Source organism: Anaerobutyricum hallii (assembly GCF_900209925.1).
GTDB classification, from domain to species: Bacteria; Bacillota; Clostridia; order Lachnospirales; family Lachnospiraceae; genus Anaerobutyricum; species Anaerobutyricum soehngenii.
On sequence record NZ_LT907978.1, the window covers coordinates 3,164,071 to 3,183,353 of the forward strand.

The 19,283-nt window shown below is 39.0% G+C and carries 18 protein-coding genes, 2 tRNA genes and 1 pseudogene; 11 read left to right on the top strand and 10 right to left on the bottom strand.

The window, feature by feature from the left end; all coding sequences use genetic code 11:
- Positions 1 to 106 precede the first annotated feature (106 nt).
- From EHLA_RS14325 to EHLA_RS14340, 4 genes are all read right to left on the bottom strand, one after another.
- The gene (locus EHLA_RS14325; protein ID WP_096241285.1) at positions 107 to 1,027 is read right to left on the bottom strand and encodes an RluA family pseudouridine synthase; all 921 of its coding nucleotides are present in this window, start codon (positions 1,025 to 1,027) and stop codon (positions 107 to 109) included.
- Positions 1,028 to 1,170: 143 nt separating this feature from the next.
- A complete protein-coding gene (locus EHLA_RS14330; RefSeq protein WP_096241286.1) occupies positions 1,171 to 1,701 on the bottom strand; it encodes a phosphatase PAP2 family protein in 531 nt (176 codons plus the stop codon).
- Positions 1,702 to 1,789: 88 nt separating this feature from the next.
- Positions 1,790 to 1,876, bottom strand: a tRNA-Leu gene (locus tag EHLA_RS14335).
- A 54-nt stretch (positions 1,877 to 1,930) separates the two neighbouring features.
- Positions 1,931 to 2,012 (bottom strand) — tRNA-Tyr (locus EHLA_RS14340).
- A 415-nt stretch (positions 2,013 to 2,427) separates the two neighbouring features.
- On the opposite strand from EHLA_RS14340, the pseudogene EHLA_RS17075 reads away from it, so the two are divergent.
- Positions 2,428 to 2,589, top strand: a pseudogene (locus EHLA_RS17075) (BrnT family toxin); the annotation flags it as partial.
- A 14-nt stretch (positions 2,590 to 2,603) separates the two neighbouring features.
- The gene (locus EHLA_RS14350; RefSeq protein WP_096241287.1) at positions 2,604 to 2,813 is read left to right on the top strand and encodes a BrnA antitoxin family protein; all 210 of its coding nucleotides are present in this window, start codon (positions 2,604 to 2,606) and stop codon (positions 2,811 to 2,813) included.
- Between the two features lie 920 nt (positions 2,814 to 3,733).
- Here the strand turns inward: EHLA_RS14350 and EHLA_RS14355 are convergent.
- The 3 genes from EHLA_RS14355 to EHLA_RS14365 form a co-directional block, all read right to left on the bottom strand.
- Positions 3,734 to 5,854, bottom strand: a complete 2,121-nt coding sequence (locus tag EHLA_RS14355; RefSeq protein ID WP_096241288.1) for a glycoside hydrolase family 13 protein — start codon at positions 5,852 to 5,854, stop codon at positions 3,734 to 3,736.
- A 99-nt stretch (positions 5,855 to 5,953) separates the two neighbouring features.
- On the bottom strand, positions 5,954 to 7,540 hold the full coding sequence (locus EHLA_RS14360; RefSeq protein ID WP_096241289.1) for a DEAD/DEAH box helicase: 1,587 nt from the start codon (positions 7,538 to 7,540) through the stop codon (positions 5,954 to 5,956).
- A 222-nt stretch (positions 7,541 to 7,762) separates the two neighbouring features.
- Positions 7,763 to 8,581, bottom strand: a complete 819-nt coding sequence (locus EHLA_RS14365) for a carbon-nitrogen family hydrolase (RefSeq protein WP_157908606.1) — start codon at positions 8,579 to 8,581, stop codon at positions 7,763 to 7,765.
- A 200-nt stretch (positions 8,582 to 8,781) separates the two neighbouring features.
- Here EHLA_RS14365 and trhA point away from each other — a divergent pair, with 200 nt between their 5' ends.
- Positions 8,782 to 9,441 carry a PAQR family membrane homeostasis protein TrhA gene (gene trhA / locus EHLA_RS14370; RefSeq protein WP_096241291.1) on the top strand — a complete coding sequence of 220 codons (660 nt, stop codon included), beginning with the start codon at positions 8,782 to 8,784 and terminating at the stop codon, positions 9,439 to 9,441.
- A gap of 159 nt (positions 9,442 to 9,600) precedes the next feature.
- On the opposite strand, the gene EHLA_RS14375 is transcribed toward trhA, so the two are convergent.
- The 3 genes from EHLA_RS14375 to EHLA_RS14385 form a co-directional block, all read right to left on the bottom strand.
- Entirely contained in the window at positions 9,601 to 9,909 is a 309-nt protein-coding gene (locus EHLA_RS14375) for a GIY-YIG nuclease family protein (RefSeq protein WP_154580982.1), read from the bottom strand.
- 302 nt (positions 9,910 to 10,211) lie between these two features.
- Positions 10,212 to 11,027, bottom strand: coding sequence for a M23 family metallopeptidase (locus EHLA_RS14380; RefSeq protein WP_096241292.1), 816 nt, complete (start codon positions 11,025 to 11,027; stop codon positions 10,212 to 10,214).
- Positions 11,028 to 11,082: 55 nt separating this feature from the next.
- Positions 11,083 to 12,090 carry a SpoIID/LytB domain-containing protein gene (locus EHLA_RS14385; RefSeq protein ID WP_157908607.1) on the bottom strand — a complete coding sequence of 336 codons (1,008 nt, stop codon included), beginning with the start codon at positions 12,088 to 12,090 and terminating at the stop codon, positions 11,083 to 11,085.
- A 552-nt stretch (positions 12,091 to 12,642) separates the two neighbouring features.
- Here EHLA_RS14385 and EHLA_RS16705 point away from each other — a divergent pair.
- From EHLA_RS16705 to EHLA_RS14420, 8 genes are all read left to right on the top strand, one after another.
- Entirely contained in the window at positions 12,643 to 13,365 is a 723-nt protein-coding gene (locus EHLA_RS16705) for a transposase (protein ID WP_242970735.1), read from the top strand.
- Positions 13,366 to 13,406: 41 nt separating this feature from the next.
- Positions 13,407 to 14,342, top strand: coding sequence for a transposase (locus EHLA_RS16710; RefSeq protein ID WP_242970779.1), 936 nt, complete (start codon positions 13,407 to 13,409; stop codon positions 14,340 to 14,342).
- Positions 14,343 to 14,612: 270 nt separating this feature from the next.
- Entirely contained in the window at positions 14,613 to 14,873 is a 261-nt protein-coding gene (locus EHLA_RS14395) for a type II toxin-antitoxin system Phd/YefM family antitoxin (RefSeq protein WP_021907082.1), read from the top strand.
- Positions 14,866 to 15,129: a Txe/YoeB family addiction module toxin gene (locus tag EHLA_RS14400; RefSeq protein ID WP_096241294.1), complete on the top strand. Its 264-nt coding sequence runs from the start codon at positions 14,866 to 14,868 to the stop codon at positions 15,127 to 15,129. Before EHLA_RS14395 ends, EHLA_RS14400 begins: the two co-directional genes overlap by 8 nt.
- Positions 15,130 to 15,708: 579 nt before the next feature.
- Positions 15,709 to 16,086 (top strand): BMC domain-containing protein, encoded by a 378-nt coding sequence (locus EHLA_RS14405; RefSeq protein ID WP_005351801.1) that lies wholly within the window; start codon positions 15,709 to 15,711, stop codon positions 16,084 to 16,086.
- A 34-nt stretch (positions 16,087 to 16,120) separates the two neighbouring features.
- Entirely contained in the window at positions 16,121 to 16,600 is a 480-nt protein-coding gene (locus EHLA_RS14410; protein WP_021907080.1) for a EutP/PduV family microcompartment system protein, read from the top strand.
- 17 nt (positions 16,601 to 16,617) lie between these two features.
- A complete protein-coding gene (locus tag EHLA_RS14415) occupies positions 16,618 to 17,871 on the top strand; it encodes a phosphotransferase (protein WP_157908608.1) in 1,254 nt (417 codons plus the stop codon).
- 14 nt (positions 17,872 to 17,885) lie between these two features.
- Entirely contained in the window at positions 17,886 to 19,109 is a 1,224-nt protein-coding gene (locus EHLA_RS14420; protein WP_096241296.1) for a phosphotransferase, read from the top strand.
- Positions 19,110 to 19,283 lie beyond the last annotated feature (174 nt).

Here is a 19,283-nt window from a genome sequence, read left to right on the forward strand (position 1 = left end):
CTACATAATTTTGTAATGATTTCTTCAGGTTTCTACTTAAATCTTACCCAAATTTTTACTTAACCATTACATTTTTTTTACATGCCATTATGTATTCTAATATATTTTATCCTAAAAGAAAAGTCAAATCTTTTGGCATTTCCGACTCGATTCTCATTACTTTTTGACAAAACGGATGTATGTATGTCAGTCTATGCGCATGCAATGCTGTTCGGGAAATCCCCATTTCCGGACCATCCCCGTAAAAAGAATCCCCTAAAAGCGGACAGCCAATCGAAGACATATGAAAACGAATCTGATGTGTTCTTCCGGTTTCAATCACAAGAGATACAAGACTGAACTTTTCAAAACGCTTCACAACCCGAAAAAATGTCTTTGCTGTTTTTGCATTTTCACCCAGTCCCGCTTTCATTTTTAACTTATCTCCATCCTTAGAATCCCGCATCTCTTCCATTGGAATTTCAAGAACTCCGTTCTCAGGAAGATTTCCTTTTACCAGCGCAAGATACTCTTTTACTAAAACACCATTCTTCCTTTGTCTGATAAGCCTCTCTGCTGTCACGCTGTTCTTTGCAATCCCTAAAATACCCGAAGTTTCTTTATCTAAACGCCCAATCAAATGTATATTACTTCTCTTATTATTGAAGCTTCCCTTCTCCTCAAAATATGCCTGCACCCCATTAATCAGGCTATCACATGTATGCCCTTTCGATGGATGTGACACAATTCCAGTCGGCTTATCCACAAAAAGCAAATCTTCATCCTCATACAAAATATGGAGATTCATCTTTACCGGTGCAATTTTATTCTGCTTTTCCTGCGAATCTTCCAACATCACTTTTAAGAGCTGCCCTTCTTTTCCCCTTGCTCTTACTGTCACTCTTTCCTCATCCAGCAAAATTCCCCGCTCTTCATGCTTCACAGAGCGGACCTTTTTTGTTGTAAGTCCCAGTACCTTTTGCATCAAAAAAAGAACCTCTTTCCCATCGTCAGCAGGACCCAGCCGATATTGTAAAAAATGTGCCATCCTTACCTCCAGAAAAAATATATGAAACTTTTTTGTCAGTTTTGCACAAACTTTTAGTCCCTAAAAAAAATACATTACTAAACTTCAGACACTGTCATTAAAAATTATCTGAAAAAAATAACTGAAAATACATTGAAAGTACATCAATTTATCCCAGAATGTCTCGACATTCTTAATGTAACCTTATACCCTATATAACCCGAAATTACTCCCACGACAGCTCCACCTAAAACATCTGTTGGATAATGAACATATAAATACATTCTGGAAAATGCAATAAAACAGGTTAAGATAAGCGCAATCTTCCACAGTCTCTTCTCCCCCGCTAAATAAAGCGCCACTACCGATGCAACAGACGCTGCAGTATGCCCTGATGGAAAAGAATAATCCTGTGGCTTTGCAATAATCAACTGAATCGCTGTATTCACATCAAATGGTCGTATTCTTGCGACAAGCGGCTTCAAGATTACATTACATAATATCAGATCCACAATTAATGCTGCCGCCAGAATCACTCCGCTTTTTCTCGTTTTTGGAATAACTAACAAGATTATTGTCAAAAGAATCCATATAAAACCTACATTCCCAAGCTTTGTAACATTACTCATGAAAACATCCAGAAACGTAGTTCGTATTTCCTGTATCAAATTCAAAAATTGTAATTCAATCCCCATAAAACCATTTCCTCCTATTCAAGAATTCCCATAAAGTAAAAAAGGCATAAACTTTAAAAAAGTTTATGCCTTATCTGCTTTCTTATAATGCCGGCGATCGGAATCGAACCGATACGGGAGTATAAGTCCCGCAGGATTTTAAGTCCTGTGCGTCTGCCAGTTCCGCCACGCCGGCAAAGAAAAAACCGGACAATCCGGTACTTCTTATGCCTGATATTACTCAGACGAATGGGCGGAGGTGGATTCGAACCACCGAAGCAATTTGCAGCAGATTTACAGTCTGTCCCCTTTGGCCACTCGGGAATCCACCCATTCAAGTCGCATTACTGCGCCTGACAATATCGTATTATATACTATCTTGTTTCAAAAATCAAGAGATTTTTTATTAAATTTTGATTCACCTACCAAAACAGACGCGCCCAAAGAAAGACAATATCCTATATCTGTGACTCTATCACTTGTGGGTTGAGTGTTCGCTTAATGGCTCACATTCAATCCTCGTTCTAAGATATTGTCTTTCTTTAGCAGCTGTCTATGGCTACAGAAACGAAATTAAAATTTAATATTGAAGTAACTTAAGAAATTGCCGGAAGGTTATGGCTACTTAAAGGACTGGATAATCAACGAGTGACAAAGTAAAGATTTAATAGTATTGACATTTTCTTACTTTATAATTATAATATAATTATGAATGATATCAAATTTCAATAGGACGACCCAGAACATTCATTAGAGGAGGAGCGTTTCATAATTTTAGGTCTTAGTAAAAAGGCTAATCTTCTGGTTGTCTGTCATTGCTATAGAAAATCCGATACAATTATACGCATTATATCTGCAAGAAAAGCTACTGTAAGAGAAACTATATCTTATAATAAGAATCTATTTTAATGGAGGAATGTATTATGAAAGATGAATATGATTTTACAAAAGCCAGGAAGAATCCATATGCTAAGCAGTTAAAACAACAGATTACTATTAACATTGATGTAGATACCATAGATTATTTTAAGGAACAATCGAAGCAATCAGGGATTCCCTATCAGACTCTAATTAATTTATATCTTGCTGATTGCGTAGCACAAAAAAAGCAATTACAAATGACATGGAAATAGTAATTTGTAGATTTCGTGTAGACGAAAAAAGAAAAAACTAATACATCCCATCTGCTCTGTAGTCGCTGTATTTAAGATGCTCGTTCGCATCTTAAACACGCTCCGAAGCCGCATCTGGGATGTATTAGTTTTTTCTTTTTTCTGACTATCCAAATCTACAGTTGGTGAGAATGGGGGATTAAATAACTAATTTGAGGGACTAAAGAAACGAAAACCAGAAATTTAAGATAGCAGAAAATGTGAAGATAGTCGCGGCGTAGAAAATGCCTGTTCGGCATTTTTACTGGCTCCGACATCACATTTTCTTCTATCTTAAATTTCTGGTTTTCTCTACTTTGGTTCCAGATGAAAATTAGTATTTAAATCTTGGATAGGAATAAAGGTATTGTCCAGAAGGCTATGATTTTTAATCAAAGAACTATTCCGCATAAGAAAATAGCAGTGGAGGTCAAAATCTTCCAATTAATCCGATTTCTTTCCCTATAATAATGTCCTTACAATTCCTTTTGATTTAGAAGATCGACTACAAATCCAGTGGAAAAATATTCTCCTCTGGAGATTTTTATTCTAGTGAAACCATAGACTTCTGGACAATCCCCTCTTTTTCCCTCAGACTAAAATACTAATTCCTTATTAAGAACAGCCAGCCGCTGAAACAAAATTTTATGCTGAATTGTAAGGAAACTATGGTAAAGAAAAAAGAATGGTTATAAGTATTGCATTTTATGACTTTGCGCTATGGAATTCTGACCATAGGAACTTGGGACTCGTTTTTCCCAAGTTCCTGTTTTTCTGGGCAGAATGGAGTGCTTAGCGCAACGGAACAAAACCAAACTTATAACCATTCTTTTTTCTTTAGAAGGCTAACTACAATTTAGCTCAATATCTTCTATTAAAGCGGCGTCTGTCTCCCCGGCAAATTAGGATTTTTTTATGCTTTTTAATAGGATGGAGGATACTCTTGGAAGGGTGATATCCAGCACTCCTGATGTTACCGGATGCACCTTCTTCTCCATCGTATAGCCTTCCTCATTACTCATGATAACTTCCACCATATCCTCGTTATCTGTAACGCCGACTTCCCATACAGAAATTTTAACTCTTGCTTCATCAAAGCCAGCATTAATCAATACGATCATTTTTTCGGTATCGGTAAAACGCCCATAGCAGATTACCTTGAAGCCGCCATGGAGGTATTTGAGTGAGCCTCGCATCAGTGCAGTTTCTGCTTTATGAATTGCAATGATATCTCTGTGATACTGGATGAGTTCCTGATCTTCTCTGCCCCATGGATAGGTTCTCCTGTTATCCGGGTCAGTCCAGCCGCATAGTCCGGCTTCATCTCCGTAATAGAGGGTTGGTGCGCCTGGCCAGGTCATCTGTATCATTACTGCCGCCCGCATGATTCCTTTATTAATGTTTTGGTTGGCAGCTTCTGGTCCAAGGCTTGCGGTACGTCCTACTGTCTGATTCGTTCTTGTCAGGAAACGGGAATGGTCATGATTGGACAGCTCATTCATGGATACCATAAGTGACGGATACTGAAATCTTGACATATGATATACCATTGCATCAACAAATGCCTGTGTGTTGCCAAGAAGATCTCCTCTTCTCTCATCGCTGTGCTTTTCCATTCCGGTTAAGAACCAGGTAACCGGCTCCATGAATGCACTGTAATTCATGATAGTGTCCCACTGATCTCCCATCAGCCAGGAGCCTGCATCATCATAATGTTCTGCCAGAATGATGGCTTCCGGATTGGCTTCTTTTACTGCTGTTCGGAAGTCTCTCCAGAACTGATGATTGAATTCTTCACTCTGCCCTAAATCGGCTGCCACATCAAGGCGCCATCCATCTGCATTATATGGAGGGGAAACCCATTTTCTTCCGATATGCAAAATGTAATCATAAAGCTGTCTTGATTCTTCATAATTTAATTTTGGCAAAGTTTTGTGTCCCCACCAGCCGTCATAATCATCGTTATACGGCCATGCATTCTGGTTATAAAATTTAAAGAAATGGCGATATGGACTGTTGGCATCAACAAATGCACCTTTTTCATAGCCATACTGATTCTCGTAGATCCGCTCTGCATCCATCCATTTGTTGAAGGAACCGCAATGATTAAATACACCATCGAGGATAACGCGCATTCCTTTTTTATGCACTTCTTCTACAAAATGTACAAAGAATTCGTTGCTTGCCTCAAGATTGCGCTTATCTGTAACACGAGAAATATATTTGCTCGCATTCATGTTATTATTTTCCCATTCAGGTAATGTATTTCCCTCATCTACGACAATCTTTCCATAGTGTGGATCAATGTAATCATAATCTTGAATATCATATTTATGATTAGAAGGAGAGACGAAAATCGGGTTGAGATAAATGACATCCACGCCCAGTTCTTTTAAATAGTCAAGATGATCAAGCACGCCCTGCAGATCTCCGCCATAGAAGTTCCGCACGTCCATCTGTTCCGGATAACAATACCAGTCATCGATTTTCTTCGATGGCTCCTTTATATAAATATATTCTCTGTTTAAGACATCATTTGACGTGTCGCCATTTGCAAATCGATCTACATAGATCTGATAGAAAACTGCTCCTTTTGCCCAGTCCGGTGTCGAAAAGCCTGGTGTTACTTTATAATTAAAGAACGGCTCTAAGTCTCTTGCCGGACCCTTCTTATTGAAATAGCAGCAGATACCTCCGGAATGAATCTCAAAATAGTAATCCGCTATTTCTGTTCCCATAAGGAAGCTGCTCTCGTAAAAGTCAAACCTCTCTGTTTTGGATGCGATGCGCATTTCCTTTTTCTCACCATTGACCCATAAATATACATGTTCTGCATTCTCTCTTGCAGTTCGGAAGCGAACCGTTACTTCATCCCCTGTCTTTGGTTCGAGTGGATTCATATAGTTGCTGCTTCCATCTGTAAATAACGCCTGAAAATTCAATACCGGTTTTGTATGATAGCTGTGAAATTGCAGTTTTTCTGCTACGGAAAGATTCCGTATTAGATTTTGAACCATCTCCATAATAAACTACCCCTCTGCTGTTTGTTTTCTGTCTACTTATAATCTATTCGTAATTACTTTACACCTTGCAAATAAAGCTTTTCTTTCTTGCTTACTTTCTTACTTTCTGTTTGCTGGTTCTACGTTAACGGATTTACCTTTAATCTTTACATTTTTCATTGCTTCTAATACATCAGAAGCAACTTCTCTAGGTACTTCTACGAAAGTATACTTGTCATACATATCAATCGTTCCTACAAGATTACCTGAAATTCCGGATTCTCCTGCAATCGCACCTAAAATATTTCCTGGACGGATTCCCTGTTTCTTTCCGATATTGATAAAGAGACGAACCATTCCTTCTTCTGCACCAGTATCACCGAAGTCTTCTTTATTGCCGGCATCCCTTCCATCTGCAGTTCCAAGAATCTCTGCAAGGAAAGCTGCTGCTACATCCATTGCTGTATAGTCTTTTTCATTTACGAAATCTTCTACCATGGAAATGTATTTATTTAAGTTCTGATCTTCGATATAGTTGTCGATACGATCAAAAATCTTCTCTACTCTTGTTTCTGTTACATCATTGATTGATGGAATTGGCTGTGCCTTGATCTTTGCCTTGCAGTAACGGCGGATATCTTTTAACTTATAAACTTCTCTTCCTACAACGAAGCTGAATGCCATACCGGTTCTTCCCGCACGACCGGTTCTTCCGATACGATGTACATAATATTCCTCATCCTGTGGAAGGTCGTAGTTAAATACCGCATCTACATCATCCACGTCAATACCTCTGGCAGCTACATCTGTCGCTACAAGAATATCTGTCTTACCGCTTCTGAAACGGTGCATAACACGATCACGCATCGTCTGCTTCATATCTCCATGAAGTCCCTCTGCAAAGTAACCTCTTCCTTTAAGGTCAGCTACTAATTCATCTACGCCCTTCTTTGTATTACAGAATACAACAGACAGCTTTGGATCATAAATATCAAGAAGTCTTGATAATACCTCGCTCTTATTCTTAGGACGTACTTCATAATAATACTGTGTGATATTCGGAACTGTCAGTTCCTTTCTGATCACTTTAATTGTCTCCGGCTCTGTCTGGTAAGCTTTGGCAAGCTCCATGATCGGCTTTGGCATTGTCGCAGAGAAAAGCATCGTCTGTCTTTCCTCAGGCACTCCGTTTAAGATTGTCTCGATATCTTCACGAAATCCCATATCAAGCATCTCATCTGCCTCATCTAAAACAACCGTATGGATATTGTCAAACTTCACTGTTTTTCTTCTCATGTGATCCATCATACGTCCCGGTGTTCCGATGATGATCTGTACACCTGACTTTAACGAACGAATCTGTTTGGAAATCTCCTGTCCTCCGTAAATTGGAAGAATCTTTACAGATGCCATATATTTTGCAAGTTTACGAATCTCATCCGCAACCTGAATTGCAAGCTCTCTTGTCGGACAAAGAACGATTGCCTGTGGTTTTTTAAGCTTCGGATCGATCTTCTGTAAAATAGGAATACCAAACGCTGCCGTCTTACCTGTTCCTGTCTGCGCCTGTCCGATCACGTCTCTTCCGGAAAGCTCTACCGGAATCGCCTTTGCCTGAATTGGGGACATCGCCTCAAATCCCATATTGGCAACCGCTTTTAAAATCTCCGGTCTTATATCAAGTTCTGTAAATTTTACTGTCTCCATGTAATGTCTCTCTTTCTATAATTAAGGATGCAATAGCTATTCTCTATCGCAAAAAAAAAGCTCTATCATCCAACAGGAAATAGAGCTAAGTTAACGGCACTCTTGTCTTTAACTGTTATCTACATTTTCTTCTTAAATATCATAGCACAGGTAAAAATAGCCGTCAAATAGAAAATTTCTTCCTTTTTCCCGTTAAAATACAGCACTTTTCCACATTTTTTTCTAAAGCATTGAGTTTTTCCACATTTTAATGTAAAGTTCTTCTCTTCTGTCATTCTTCATAGGAAATGTTTTACGCATTTCTTTGATGACTCCCGGATCGATATCTCCAATAAGAAGACATTCCTCTTCTCGAATTGTTGTTATCACATCTCCCTCCGGCGAATATATCGCAGAATGTCCGTTATAATGCAGACCATCTCCGTCTCCTGTCCGGTTCACCCCAACCATATATACCTGATTTTCAATCGCTCTTGCTTTAAGAAGTGTATCCCACTGATCAATCCTTGACCTTGGCCAGTTCGCTATCACAAATATAATCTCACTTTTTTCTGAACTGATCTGAAAAATCTCCGGAAAACGTAAATCGTAGCATATAAATGCCCCCAGCGTTGTATCTTTCCATTCTACTGACTTTAACTTTCTGCCTCCCTGATAATAATCCCCTTCAAATCCGTAAGAAAATGGGTGGATCTTTGCATAATTTAACTTCAACTCCCCGTTCTCTGCAATCCCAAGACGGTTATAATAATGATTCCAATCCGGATGCTCTTTCAAGCGCTCCTCTGGTACTGGTTCTGTATATCCAAAAACAGTCAGCATCTTGTACTTTCTACTCATCTCCTCAAAAAAATGAACCTGTTTCTCTGCTTTTTCTCCTGTTTCTTCCACATTCATTGAAAACCCGGTCAGTGTCATTTCCGGAAATACGATACAATCCACCTGATTCTCCACTGCCTTCTGAAAAAACTCTTCTACTTTCTTTTTATTATCTTCAATATTCTCCCAGCTTATATCCATCTGGGCCATTCCAATTCGCATATACGTCTTTTTCTCCTTTTTTCTGTTAAAAACTAAGTTATTCTCTTTATTTCTCTTATTTATATTTTTTCTGAAAAACCGCTCTTGAATTCCCAAACTTTCTGTGCTAATATTCATGATAACGATACATGGTTTTTAAAACTACATCATATAATATTTATATGAATCTTATATTCATTTTACGACAGGAGGTTATCATTATGAACAAAACAAGCAAAAAGTTTAAAGATCCCGGCAGTGCCATTACTCATTTAATCGCTATGATCGGTGCAGTTATCTGTGCCTTCCCACTAATCGGCAAGGCGGTACACACGAATAATTCTATTGTCGTTTTTGCCATGAGCGTATTTATCAGTAGCATGATCCTTCTCTATGGAGCAAGCACCCTTTATCATTCTTTGGATATTTCCAAGAAGGTAAATCTCTTCTTTAGAAGAATTGATCACTCTATGATCTTCGTACTGATTGCCGGTTCCTATACACCTGTCTGCTTACTGGCACTTGATAAAAAGCAGGGAATTCCACTGCTCATTCTCGTATGGTCTACTGCGATCATCGGCATTATTATAAAGATCTTCTTTATTAACTGCCCACACTGGGTGAGTTCCATCATCTATATCGGAATGGGCTGGACATGTGTACTTGTCTTCAAGCCACTCCTTGCCAGCCTGCCAGCCAGTGCATTTGCATGGCTCCTTGCCGGAGGCATCATCTACACTGTCGGCGGTATTATCTACGGATTAAAACTTCCGATTTTTGATAAGCTTCCAAAAGACTTCGGCAGCCACGAAATCTTCCACCTCTTTGTTATGGGCGGAAGTATCTGCCATTTCATCTTTATGTATGCCTATCTAATGTAAGGCTTATACTGCCTGGGCATTCTTGAATTATCCGGCATAACCAGCAATTCTGTATCTGCCTTACTTAATATTCTATAGATAACTTATAACACACTTTATATCCTTAAATCAACAAAGATAAAAAAAAGCCCTCTCTTATCCTTTATTATCAGAGTATATTTAAAAAATACTCTGACAACATCGAATAAGAGCGAGCTTTTTTTCTCTGGGAAGCTGCTTAATCGCATACTCCCTTTTCATCGCTTCCTGTTTCGTATCATACTCCTCAAAATATACCAGCTCCACCGGGCGGCGGTTCTTCGTATACTTAGCACCTTTTCCACTGTTATGTGCCCTCAACCTCTTCTCAAGATTATTCGTCCAGCCTGTATAAAGAGTCTCATCGCTACATTTTACAATGTATGTATAATTCACCTGAGATGTATTGGGTATTCTATCATCTGCTCTTTCTATTCTGCTCTCTTCCATCTGTTACCTTCTAAATTATTACCTTCTAATTGCTATCTTCCAATGGTTTCTTTCCAACATACTTATACTTTAGTATAACATATTTTCTCTTATCTGTATTTTCTTTTTGGGAAGCCCACATCAATGGACTCCCCTATTTTCATCAGCCGGAACGATCGGTAAATCAGACGATATGGCAAATGACTGGCTGTCACCTGTAAAATATAGAAAATAAATAAGAATGATACACATGTTGGCAGATTCCGGCTGTATTTTTATTCCTGTATGCAACTACTATATGCAAAATAAATTCGGACGTTCCTCTAGGAACGCAAATACTTCACCGGATTCACCGCTTTTCCTTTATATGTCATCTTAAAAAATACATTTGGTCCCTCTAAAACAAATGATCTGGTAGGCTCTGCCACTGTTCCGATCACATCGCCTTCCTGAATGTCATCCCCAATCTCATAGTCAACATTCTCAAGTTGTCCACAATATGCCTTATAGTAATTCCCAAGTAAGATCGTCACCATTTTCCCATAACGATCTGTATCTTCTATATTAACAATCCGTCCATTTCCCGGAGAAACAACTTCCTCTCCTACTTTCGCCCCGACAATAATTCCGTCATTGCAGGCATACTGGTCAAGTGTTGTGTAATACACCGTCGCATCCATACTATAAGGAAGGATAATATTTCCCATCACCGGCCATGTCAACTTTTTTCTTCCATTATAGTTGTACACAGCATCACTGCTTTCTATTCCACTTCCACTTCGTTCACGATCTGTCGTTTGTTCATCTTTTTGTTCATCAGAATCTTCTTTCTCTGTAACTGCTCTGTCATTTGTCTCCGTCTTATCATTCGTTTCTTCGCCCCATTCTGCATCCATATCATTATTCTCTGTAGAATCTGATGCGGAACCTGCTGCTGAATCCGTATCACTTCCAGACACCGGGCCTATCACATCATTACTTTTTTCTGTATTCTCTGTTTTTGTTTTGTTATCAGACTTTCTCCCATCGGCATTCCCGATCTTAATATTGTAAGCAGTAAGCACTGATAAAATTAAAAAAGCTGCAATCACCAAACTTGAAATATATTTTTTTTGGAATGAGTTATTTGGTCTTTTCATATCATCACCTCTGGCTATAGTCTTTACCAGAAAAATGAAATTTATACACCAAAAATTAATCTAAAATTTTCGTTCCGGGATAATAATAGGATAATATCGTTGCCGCAGAAAGCTGCTTCTTTGCCAATGCATTTGCCCCGTAAAGGCTCATTCCCATATCGTGTCCTTTTCCGACAGTAACCATGCGGAGTTTTCCATTATAATTTTCCAAGTAAAAATTGGTGGAGTTTAGGTCAAAGATTTTCTTCCATTCTTCTCCTGTCCATTTATTGTCTTGTGCCATAATTTCCTGCACAAATCCATTGTCCGTATGTTTTGTGATTTTCAAGCTGCTTTTTAATATTTTTATATTCTGTTTTTTATCGATTTTTTCCAGCCTGCCATTCTTATCCGCTTTGATAAGCTTCTGTAGTACTTCATCATAAGGAAGAATCTTCACATCCATGTAATCGGACGATTCCACATCCTGACTACTATCCACGCTGATTAAATACGGTACAGCTACGGAATAGATTTCTTCCGAGGAAACCGTTTTCCCGATACTGACTTCATGATAAAGTGCATCCGCATATTTATTCTCGTAAGTAAGCACCTGTCCAAAAGTTGCATCGGAAGCATCCTCGAGTTTTTTCTTTATTTCTAAATACGCTTTTCTCCCATTATTTTCCTCTAATTCTTTCATGGAAACATAATCAAGATTCAGATTTTTTTGCTTTATATTTTTTATTATTCCTATGTTTGCTACATCTGCTACCTTACCTTCATTCTGTGTAGCTGATGCATTTTTGCTGCTATTTTCACCGGAAGCTACCTTCACAAAATTTGTTCTGCAAACAATCATCCACGCTTTCAATGCTTCCTCCTCTTTTATGTAGGATAACTCGGAAGCAGCCATGCCGATGACAAATTGTTCTCCGTCCATCTTTTCTCCATTTTTCATCTCAACAGTAATTCCCATCTTCCTGTCCGCAACGCCCATATTCCCGGAGATGAGAAGGGTGCTAATAACGGGGATAAAGAGGGCACCGAAAATGAAAAGGAGATATAACGCTAATTTCTTCATTGTATAATATATGCGGGAAATAACTATTTGATTCATTAGAGAAAACAAACGAAAAAAGAAATACTACCATATCCCATCTGCTCTGTAGTCGCTGTATTTAAGATGCTCGTCCGCATCTTAAACACGCTCCGAAGCCGCATCCGGGATATGGTAGTATTTCTTTTTTCTGTGTTTTGGCTCCAGAAGGAATGGATGCAATAGTCTTTGGAAAGAGAAGGGGGCGAAATCAGAAGACTACTGCTTGCTCAGAAGATGATCTCATCCGCATCCTAAACACACTCCGAAGCCGCATCTGGGATATGGTAGTATTTCTTTTTTCTGTGTTTTGGCTCCAGAAGGAATGAATGTAATAGTTTTTGAGAGGGAAGGGGAGACTGTCCGAAAACTCGGATAATCTAATCTGATGAGAAAAAGATTGATATGCTCTTGTGAGCGTTCAATATAAATTAAAATTGCACATTGAAAACTGAATAAAGTACACAGAAATCGTGCATCTATGTTTCAGATATAGTATAATGAAACCAGAGAAAAATTGTTCTGAGGTGAATTGAGATGCCATATGTTTCAGGTTTTGACCGTGACCAGCTGATGTGCTGTTCATGGGACGCATTTGTAGATAAAGAAAGTATTGCAAGGATAATTGATGCGTTTGTGAACCATCTTGATATAGGGAAATACGGTGTAAAACCTGTGGCAGCAGAAGGCCGTCCATCTTACGATCCTAAGAGCCTTTATAAGATATATATTTACGGAAGCAGGAAAGGTATCCGTTCTTCACGGAAACTGGCTGAAAGCTGTAAAGTAAATCTTGAAGTAAAATGGATGATCGGAGGTGTAGAACCGGATTTTCGCACCATTGCAGATTTCAGGAAAAACAACATAGAGAGCCTGAAAGAGATTTTTTATGAATTCAACCGCCGGATCTCCGGTGCAGTGGAATGGGGATTTTCTTCCGTGGATGGAACAAAGATCCAGGCGGATAACGCAAAAGATAACAACTTCACCAAAAACAAACTGGATGACAGGATCAAATGGCTGAATGGCCATACAGATGAGTATCTAAGGATCCTGAATGAAATGGACAAGCAGGAAGAAACAGACGTGATTTCAGGAGAACTGACAAGAGAAAGTCTTGAAGCCAAGTTAAAAGAAGCACAGGAGAGACTTGCCAGATACGAAGGTTATCAGAAGCTGATGGAAGAAACCGGGGTATCCCAGCTTTCGATCACAGATGCGGATGCAAAACTCATGAAAATAAAAATGGGTTTACAGTAGCATATAACCCACAGACGGCGGTAGATTCTGAAACACATCTGATCCGAGATTTTCAGATGACCAATCAGGTAACCGACCATGGATTGCTGGAAAGTACGATGCAGGGGATAAAGAGCTCTGAACCGGAAAAGATCATAGAAGTAGTAGCAGATAAAGGTTATGAAGCTGTGGAAGATATGGTGGAGTGTCTGGAGAACGGTATTATCCCACATGTCATAACAGATGATGGAAAAGACGGTTATGACATAGAAATCCCTTATGAAGAGGCAGAAACGGATACTGCCAGCACAGAGCCAGAAGAACTGAAGAAAGCACTGCATGCAGGTAAGATACCGGAAGTTTATGCAGAAGTGATACAGGATATGAAGGTAGAAACAGTCCGTCGTAAAGTGGTGGATGAAAAACGGGAAAACAGCAGTGTTTATGGAAGTCCTGAGGAAATGCAGGAAAAAGCAAAAGAAGGTTATTTTGTCAGAGATCCTGAGAGAAACCTAGTATACTGTCCGGCTGGGGAAATCCTGAGACAGAAGAGCATAAAGAAAAACGGGAATATCCGCTATGCCAATAAAAATGCGTGTAAACATTGCCCGAACCGCAATAAGTGTTACAAGGGAAAAGGCGAATGGAAAGAGATCGACTTTACCAAAGATCAGCTGGTAAAACCATGTAAGGGCTGGCTGGAAGCCGAAGGAAAGAAGCCGGAGGAAACGAAAACGGGTGAAAAATGGCATTATGAAAAAAGAAAGGTTGTGAAGTTTTTCCTGAAACCGGATAAAGAAAAGATGAGCCGGAGGATGTGCCTGTCGGAGCATCCGTTTGGAACAATAAAACGAGCAATGGGAGCCACTTATTTTCTTTTAAGGGGAATACGGAAAGTGGCTGGAGAGTTTGCGCTCTTTTGTCTGGGTTATAACCTGGAACGGGCGAAGAATCTCCTTGGATTTCAAAAAATGATGGAATTGATGGAACAGGCATAAGCCTCTTTCTTCATCCTGTGTATTTTATTCAGTTTTCAATGTCACAGATGAAGGAAAGGGGCTAAATTTATGCCTAAAAATAAGGTTTTCGGACAGGCTGAGGGGGGAGGACAGAACAGATTGGCTATTTCAATGACTTGGCTGTTATGTAATTTAAGAATTCCTCTGGATTTTATGAATTTTTTAATAATCCATTGATTCTTCGAGCATAATATAATAAAATAAAGGTACTAAAAACCGTACTTTTTTTGGTACAGAAAGGAGATATATATGATAGCAACAAAGCAAATGGATCTTAGGGCAAATATAAAAAAATATTTTGATTTAGCATTTAACGGTGAAACCATTGTCGTATCAAGGAAAGAAAATAAAAATGTAGTTGTTATTTCGGAACAGGAATATAATGAACTTCAAAGAGCAAAGCGTAATGCAGAATATTTAGCAAAACTAGATAGGAGTTTCGCACAATTAAAACAAGGGGAAGTTGTCATAAAGTCTATGGAAGAACTGGAGCGCATGGCAGATGAATGATTTCACTTTTACAAAGGAAGCATTTGAGGATTATCTTTATTGGCAGATTCAGGACAAGAAAACAATGAAAAGAATTAACTCTCTTTTAAAAGATATACGAGCAAATGGAGCCATGAAGGGAACTGGAAAGCCAGAAAAATTAAAATATCGTCCTGGATATTCAAGAAGAATTGATGAAGCAAATCGCTTAGTTTATGAAATTGACGAACTTCAAAATATTAAAATTTTATCCTGTCGGGGACATTATGAATACTAGAATGTGTTTAAAAAACACTCCGGATAATAACTATTTGATTCATTAGGAGAAAACAGACGAAAATAAAAAACAATATAGAAAATATGAGAGAAAGCAAAAATCTTCCGACCGAATCCCCCTGTTTTTCCCAATGGAATAACAATTTAAGTAATATCTTCTACAGCCAAAAAACAGAACCGTGAAAAAGTCCAATATAGAAAATATAATATGGGAGCAACAAAAATGCGACTGAGCATTTTCTGCGTCCGCGACGACTTTTATATTTTCTATATTGGACTTTTTCACGGTTCGTTTGTTTGTTAATGAATTAAATTGTTATTCCCCTTCCTCTCTTCTTGTAAAATCACAAAAGAATACTTGTAATTTATGACGGAGTTGCATTTACTTTACGGACACATTTTTATATAATATACACATATAGCATAAATCATGATGGATTAGTGTGTGCATTGGTCTGCTTTTTACATTTATTTGCATTGATATGACAAATCTTGTTCTCTGTGGCTACTTTTTAGCTGTAGAACGGTTTACTGATATGAACGATAAAAACAGATTGATGGATAACGAAAGGAGGAATCCATGACGAAGGATATGATCAATAACGGGGTTAATTCAGATGATAAGTCCCGTATTATTCAGGAGTATGTTCCGGGTAAGCAGATTACGCTTGCTCATATGGTAACCCGTCCAAAGGCTTCTGTTTATAAGAAGCTTGGTCTGCCGGATGATTATCATGATGCGATCGGTATTTTGACAATCACTCCTTCTGAGGCAACAATTATTGCGGCAGATATTTGTACGAAGGCGGCTTCTATTAAGTTAGGTTTTGTAGACCGTTTTTCTGGTTCTGTTATTATTGTAGGTTCTACTTCTAATGTGGAATCTGCACTAAACAGTGTTATTACCACCTTCTATAATAAGCTCGGTTTTGATACCGTTTCTATTACAAAGACTTGATTTAGATACACTTTAGTTTGGAGATTATTTTTTTATGAAAATTATGTTGATTGGTCCGTCGGCAGCGGGCAAGACTACGCTGATTCAGCGTCTTATTGATGAAGAGATTAAGTATGATAAGACGCAGGCAGTGGAGTATATTGGCAATTTTATTGATACGCCGGGTGAATATATGCAGCAGAGGGGATACTGGGGTTCTTTGACCATCACTTCCCACGATGCGGATATTATCGGACTGGTACAGGATTCTAGCAGTGAGGACTGCTGGTTTTCCGGTGGGCTTACAAGTAAGTTTGAAAAACCGGTTGTCGGTGTTATCACGAAGATTGATAAGGATGATTCGAATCCAAAGCAGGCTCGTTCCTATCTGGAGCTTGCCGGATGTACGACTATTTTTGAGGTGAGTTCCTATACCGGAGAAGGTGTGGAGGCTTTGTCTCAGGGATTCCACGATATGGTGAATAAGTACAGGGAAGAGAATAAAAGCCGTTATGCCGATGATTATTTTGATTAGAACAGGGGGTGGTAGGCTTGATTACACTATCAAAGGAGAATGTCGTTGATTATGTGAAGTCAAGGCTCGATTTTTTTAATCCAGATGGAGACATTAAAGTTTCTGCAATTGGAGAAGGTAGTGTAGAAGAAGACGGAGATGGTTTTATTAACTTTGTCTATCGTGTTTCTGACGGAGAGCATCATTTAATTGTAAAGCAGTCTACTTTGGAAGCTCGTTCTAAGGGTAGCTTCACTTTGGATTTAAACCGCTATAAGCTGGAATACGATGCCATGAAGATCTGTGCTGCGATCGTACCAGATCTGATTCCGAAGTTATATGACTGTGATGAGGAGAATCGTGTATTTATTACAGAAGATGTTTCCTATCTTCGAATCTCCCGCTTCCAGCTTTTAAAGGGTGTTACTTATCCAAAGCTTGCAGACCAGATTGCAAGATATATGGCAGCAACACAGTTTTACACATCTGAATATTATTTAGATACAAAGTGTTTTCGTGATCTGAGTGTTCATTTCATGAATACAACTATGCGAAAGATTATGGAAGTCGGCATGTTCCTTACAAGTGTAACACCGGAGGATACCGTCGGACGACCTCTTGATCCTGAATTCATTACATTTTCCAAGAGAATCTGTGCAGACCCTGCTGTTCTCTTAGCAAGACAAAAACTGAGACATCTTTTTATGTCTAAGGGAGAATGCCTGATTCACTGCGACCTGCATACCTCCAATATTTTTGCCAGCCAGACTGAAGCAAAGGTAATCGACATGGAGTATTCCTTCTTCGGACCTTTTGCTTATGATATGGGATATTTTACCGCGAACTTTATCGCACAGTATGCTGCCGCTGCTTTCCGTCCATTTGAGACAGAAGAGGCTCGTAAGGAATTTAAAGCATACTGCCTGTTTATGATTCGTGAAACCTATGTGAAATATTGTGAATATTTCACACAGTACTGCAAAGAAGATTGCAAGCCTGAGTACCAGAATATTCCGGGGCTTGCCGAAGACTTCTGCCTGACAGCTCTTCGCGAGTTTATCGGCTTTGCTGCAAGTGCAATGCTTGGTCGTATCTGCGATCTTATTCCATATCCGGATTACGATGATATTGACGATTATGTACAGCGTCACAACGCTAAATGTTTCTCTATCATTTTAAACAGGGAAATGCTTGTAAAATGGGAATCTTATAATTCTATTGATGAATTTATTCAGGACATCCTTACTATAGAAGAAATCTACTGTAGAAATATTAAAGATTTGAAATTATAAAAGGGAGGCACATTATGATTATTCTTACAAAGGAAAATATTCTTTCTTATATAAAAGAGCATGTGCCTTCCCTGCAGTTAAAAGAGCCGGTTAAAGTTTCTATGATTGGAGAAGGCGACCTCGGTGAAGACGTGGAAGGAGACGGTTACTGTAACTACGTTTTTCGCGTCAGTGATGCCGATGGACATTCTTACATTATAAAGCAGTCCACAGAACAATTAAAACGGCGTGGGCGTGCCCTCACTCCGACTCGTAACCGTTTCGAGTACGAGATTATGGAACTTAGGGCAAAGATTGTTCCGCAGTATGTTCCCGCTCTGTATCTTGGCGACCCGGAAAACAATGTATTTATTATGGAAGATGTTTCAAATCTAAAGCTCATTCGTTTCCAAATGAATAAAAATCATCTTTTCCCGGAACTGGCAAAGCAGGGCGCACAGTATCTTGCTGCCACACATTTTTATACTTCAGAATTCTATCTTCCAACAGAAGAATACCGCAAGCTTCTCGCACATTTTATGAACGCAGAACTGCGTGTTGTTATGGAGAACGGCATCTTCCTCAATATTTTCGGAGCAGATCAGTACGACCCTGCCTGCGGTCCGGAATTTGAAGAATATTGCAAGTCAATTCGCTTTGACCCAAATCTTGAATTCCAGAGATATAAACTGCGCCATCTCTTTATGAGCAAGTCAGAAACACTGATTCATGGCGACTTCCATACTTCCAATATCTTTGCAGATGATACACATTTGAAAGTTATCGATATGGAATATACCTTTGGTGCACCGTTTTCATACGATCTCGGATTCATCATTGCAAATATTATTTCTCAGGCCTGCTCCGCAGCTGTCCGCCCATTTGATACGGAAACGCATCGAAAGAACTATGTCGCTTATCTCATCTCCCTTATCGAGATGCTCTATACTTACTATATTCAGTTCTTCTTTGAATACTGGGAAAAAGATGCGAAGCTTGAATATAAGATTACAAACGGCTACAAAGAAAGCCTTGCACTTGATATCTTACGAGAATGCTTTGGCTTTGCCGCCTGCGTAAACTTCAGCCGCGTATGTGGTGATATGGATACAGCCGACTTTGACTGCATCAAAGATAATACACTCCGCACAAAGGCGAAATTTGCTTCTGTTACGATCGATAAGATTCTGTTTGAAAAATGGGATTCTTATAATGATGTTAAAGAAGTCATTGAAGATATTGTAAATGTATTATTCTAGAGAAATAGACGAAAAAGAAACAATACCATATCCCATCTGCTCTGTAGTCGCTGTGCTTAAGATGCTCATCCGCATCTTAAACACGCTCCGAAGCCGCATCTGAGATATGGCATTGTTTCTTTTTCTGTGTTTTGGCTCCGGAAGGAATGAATGCAATAGTATTTGGGAAAGAGA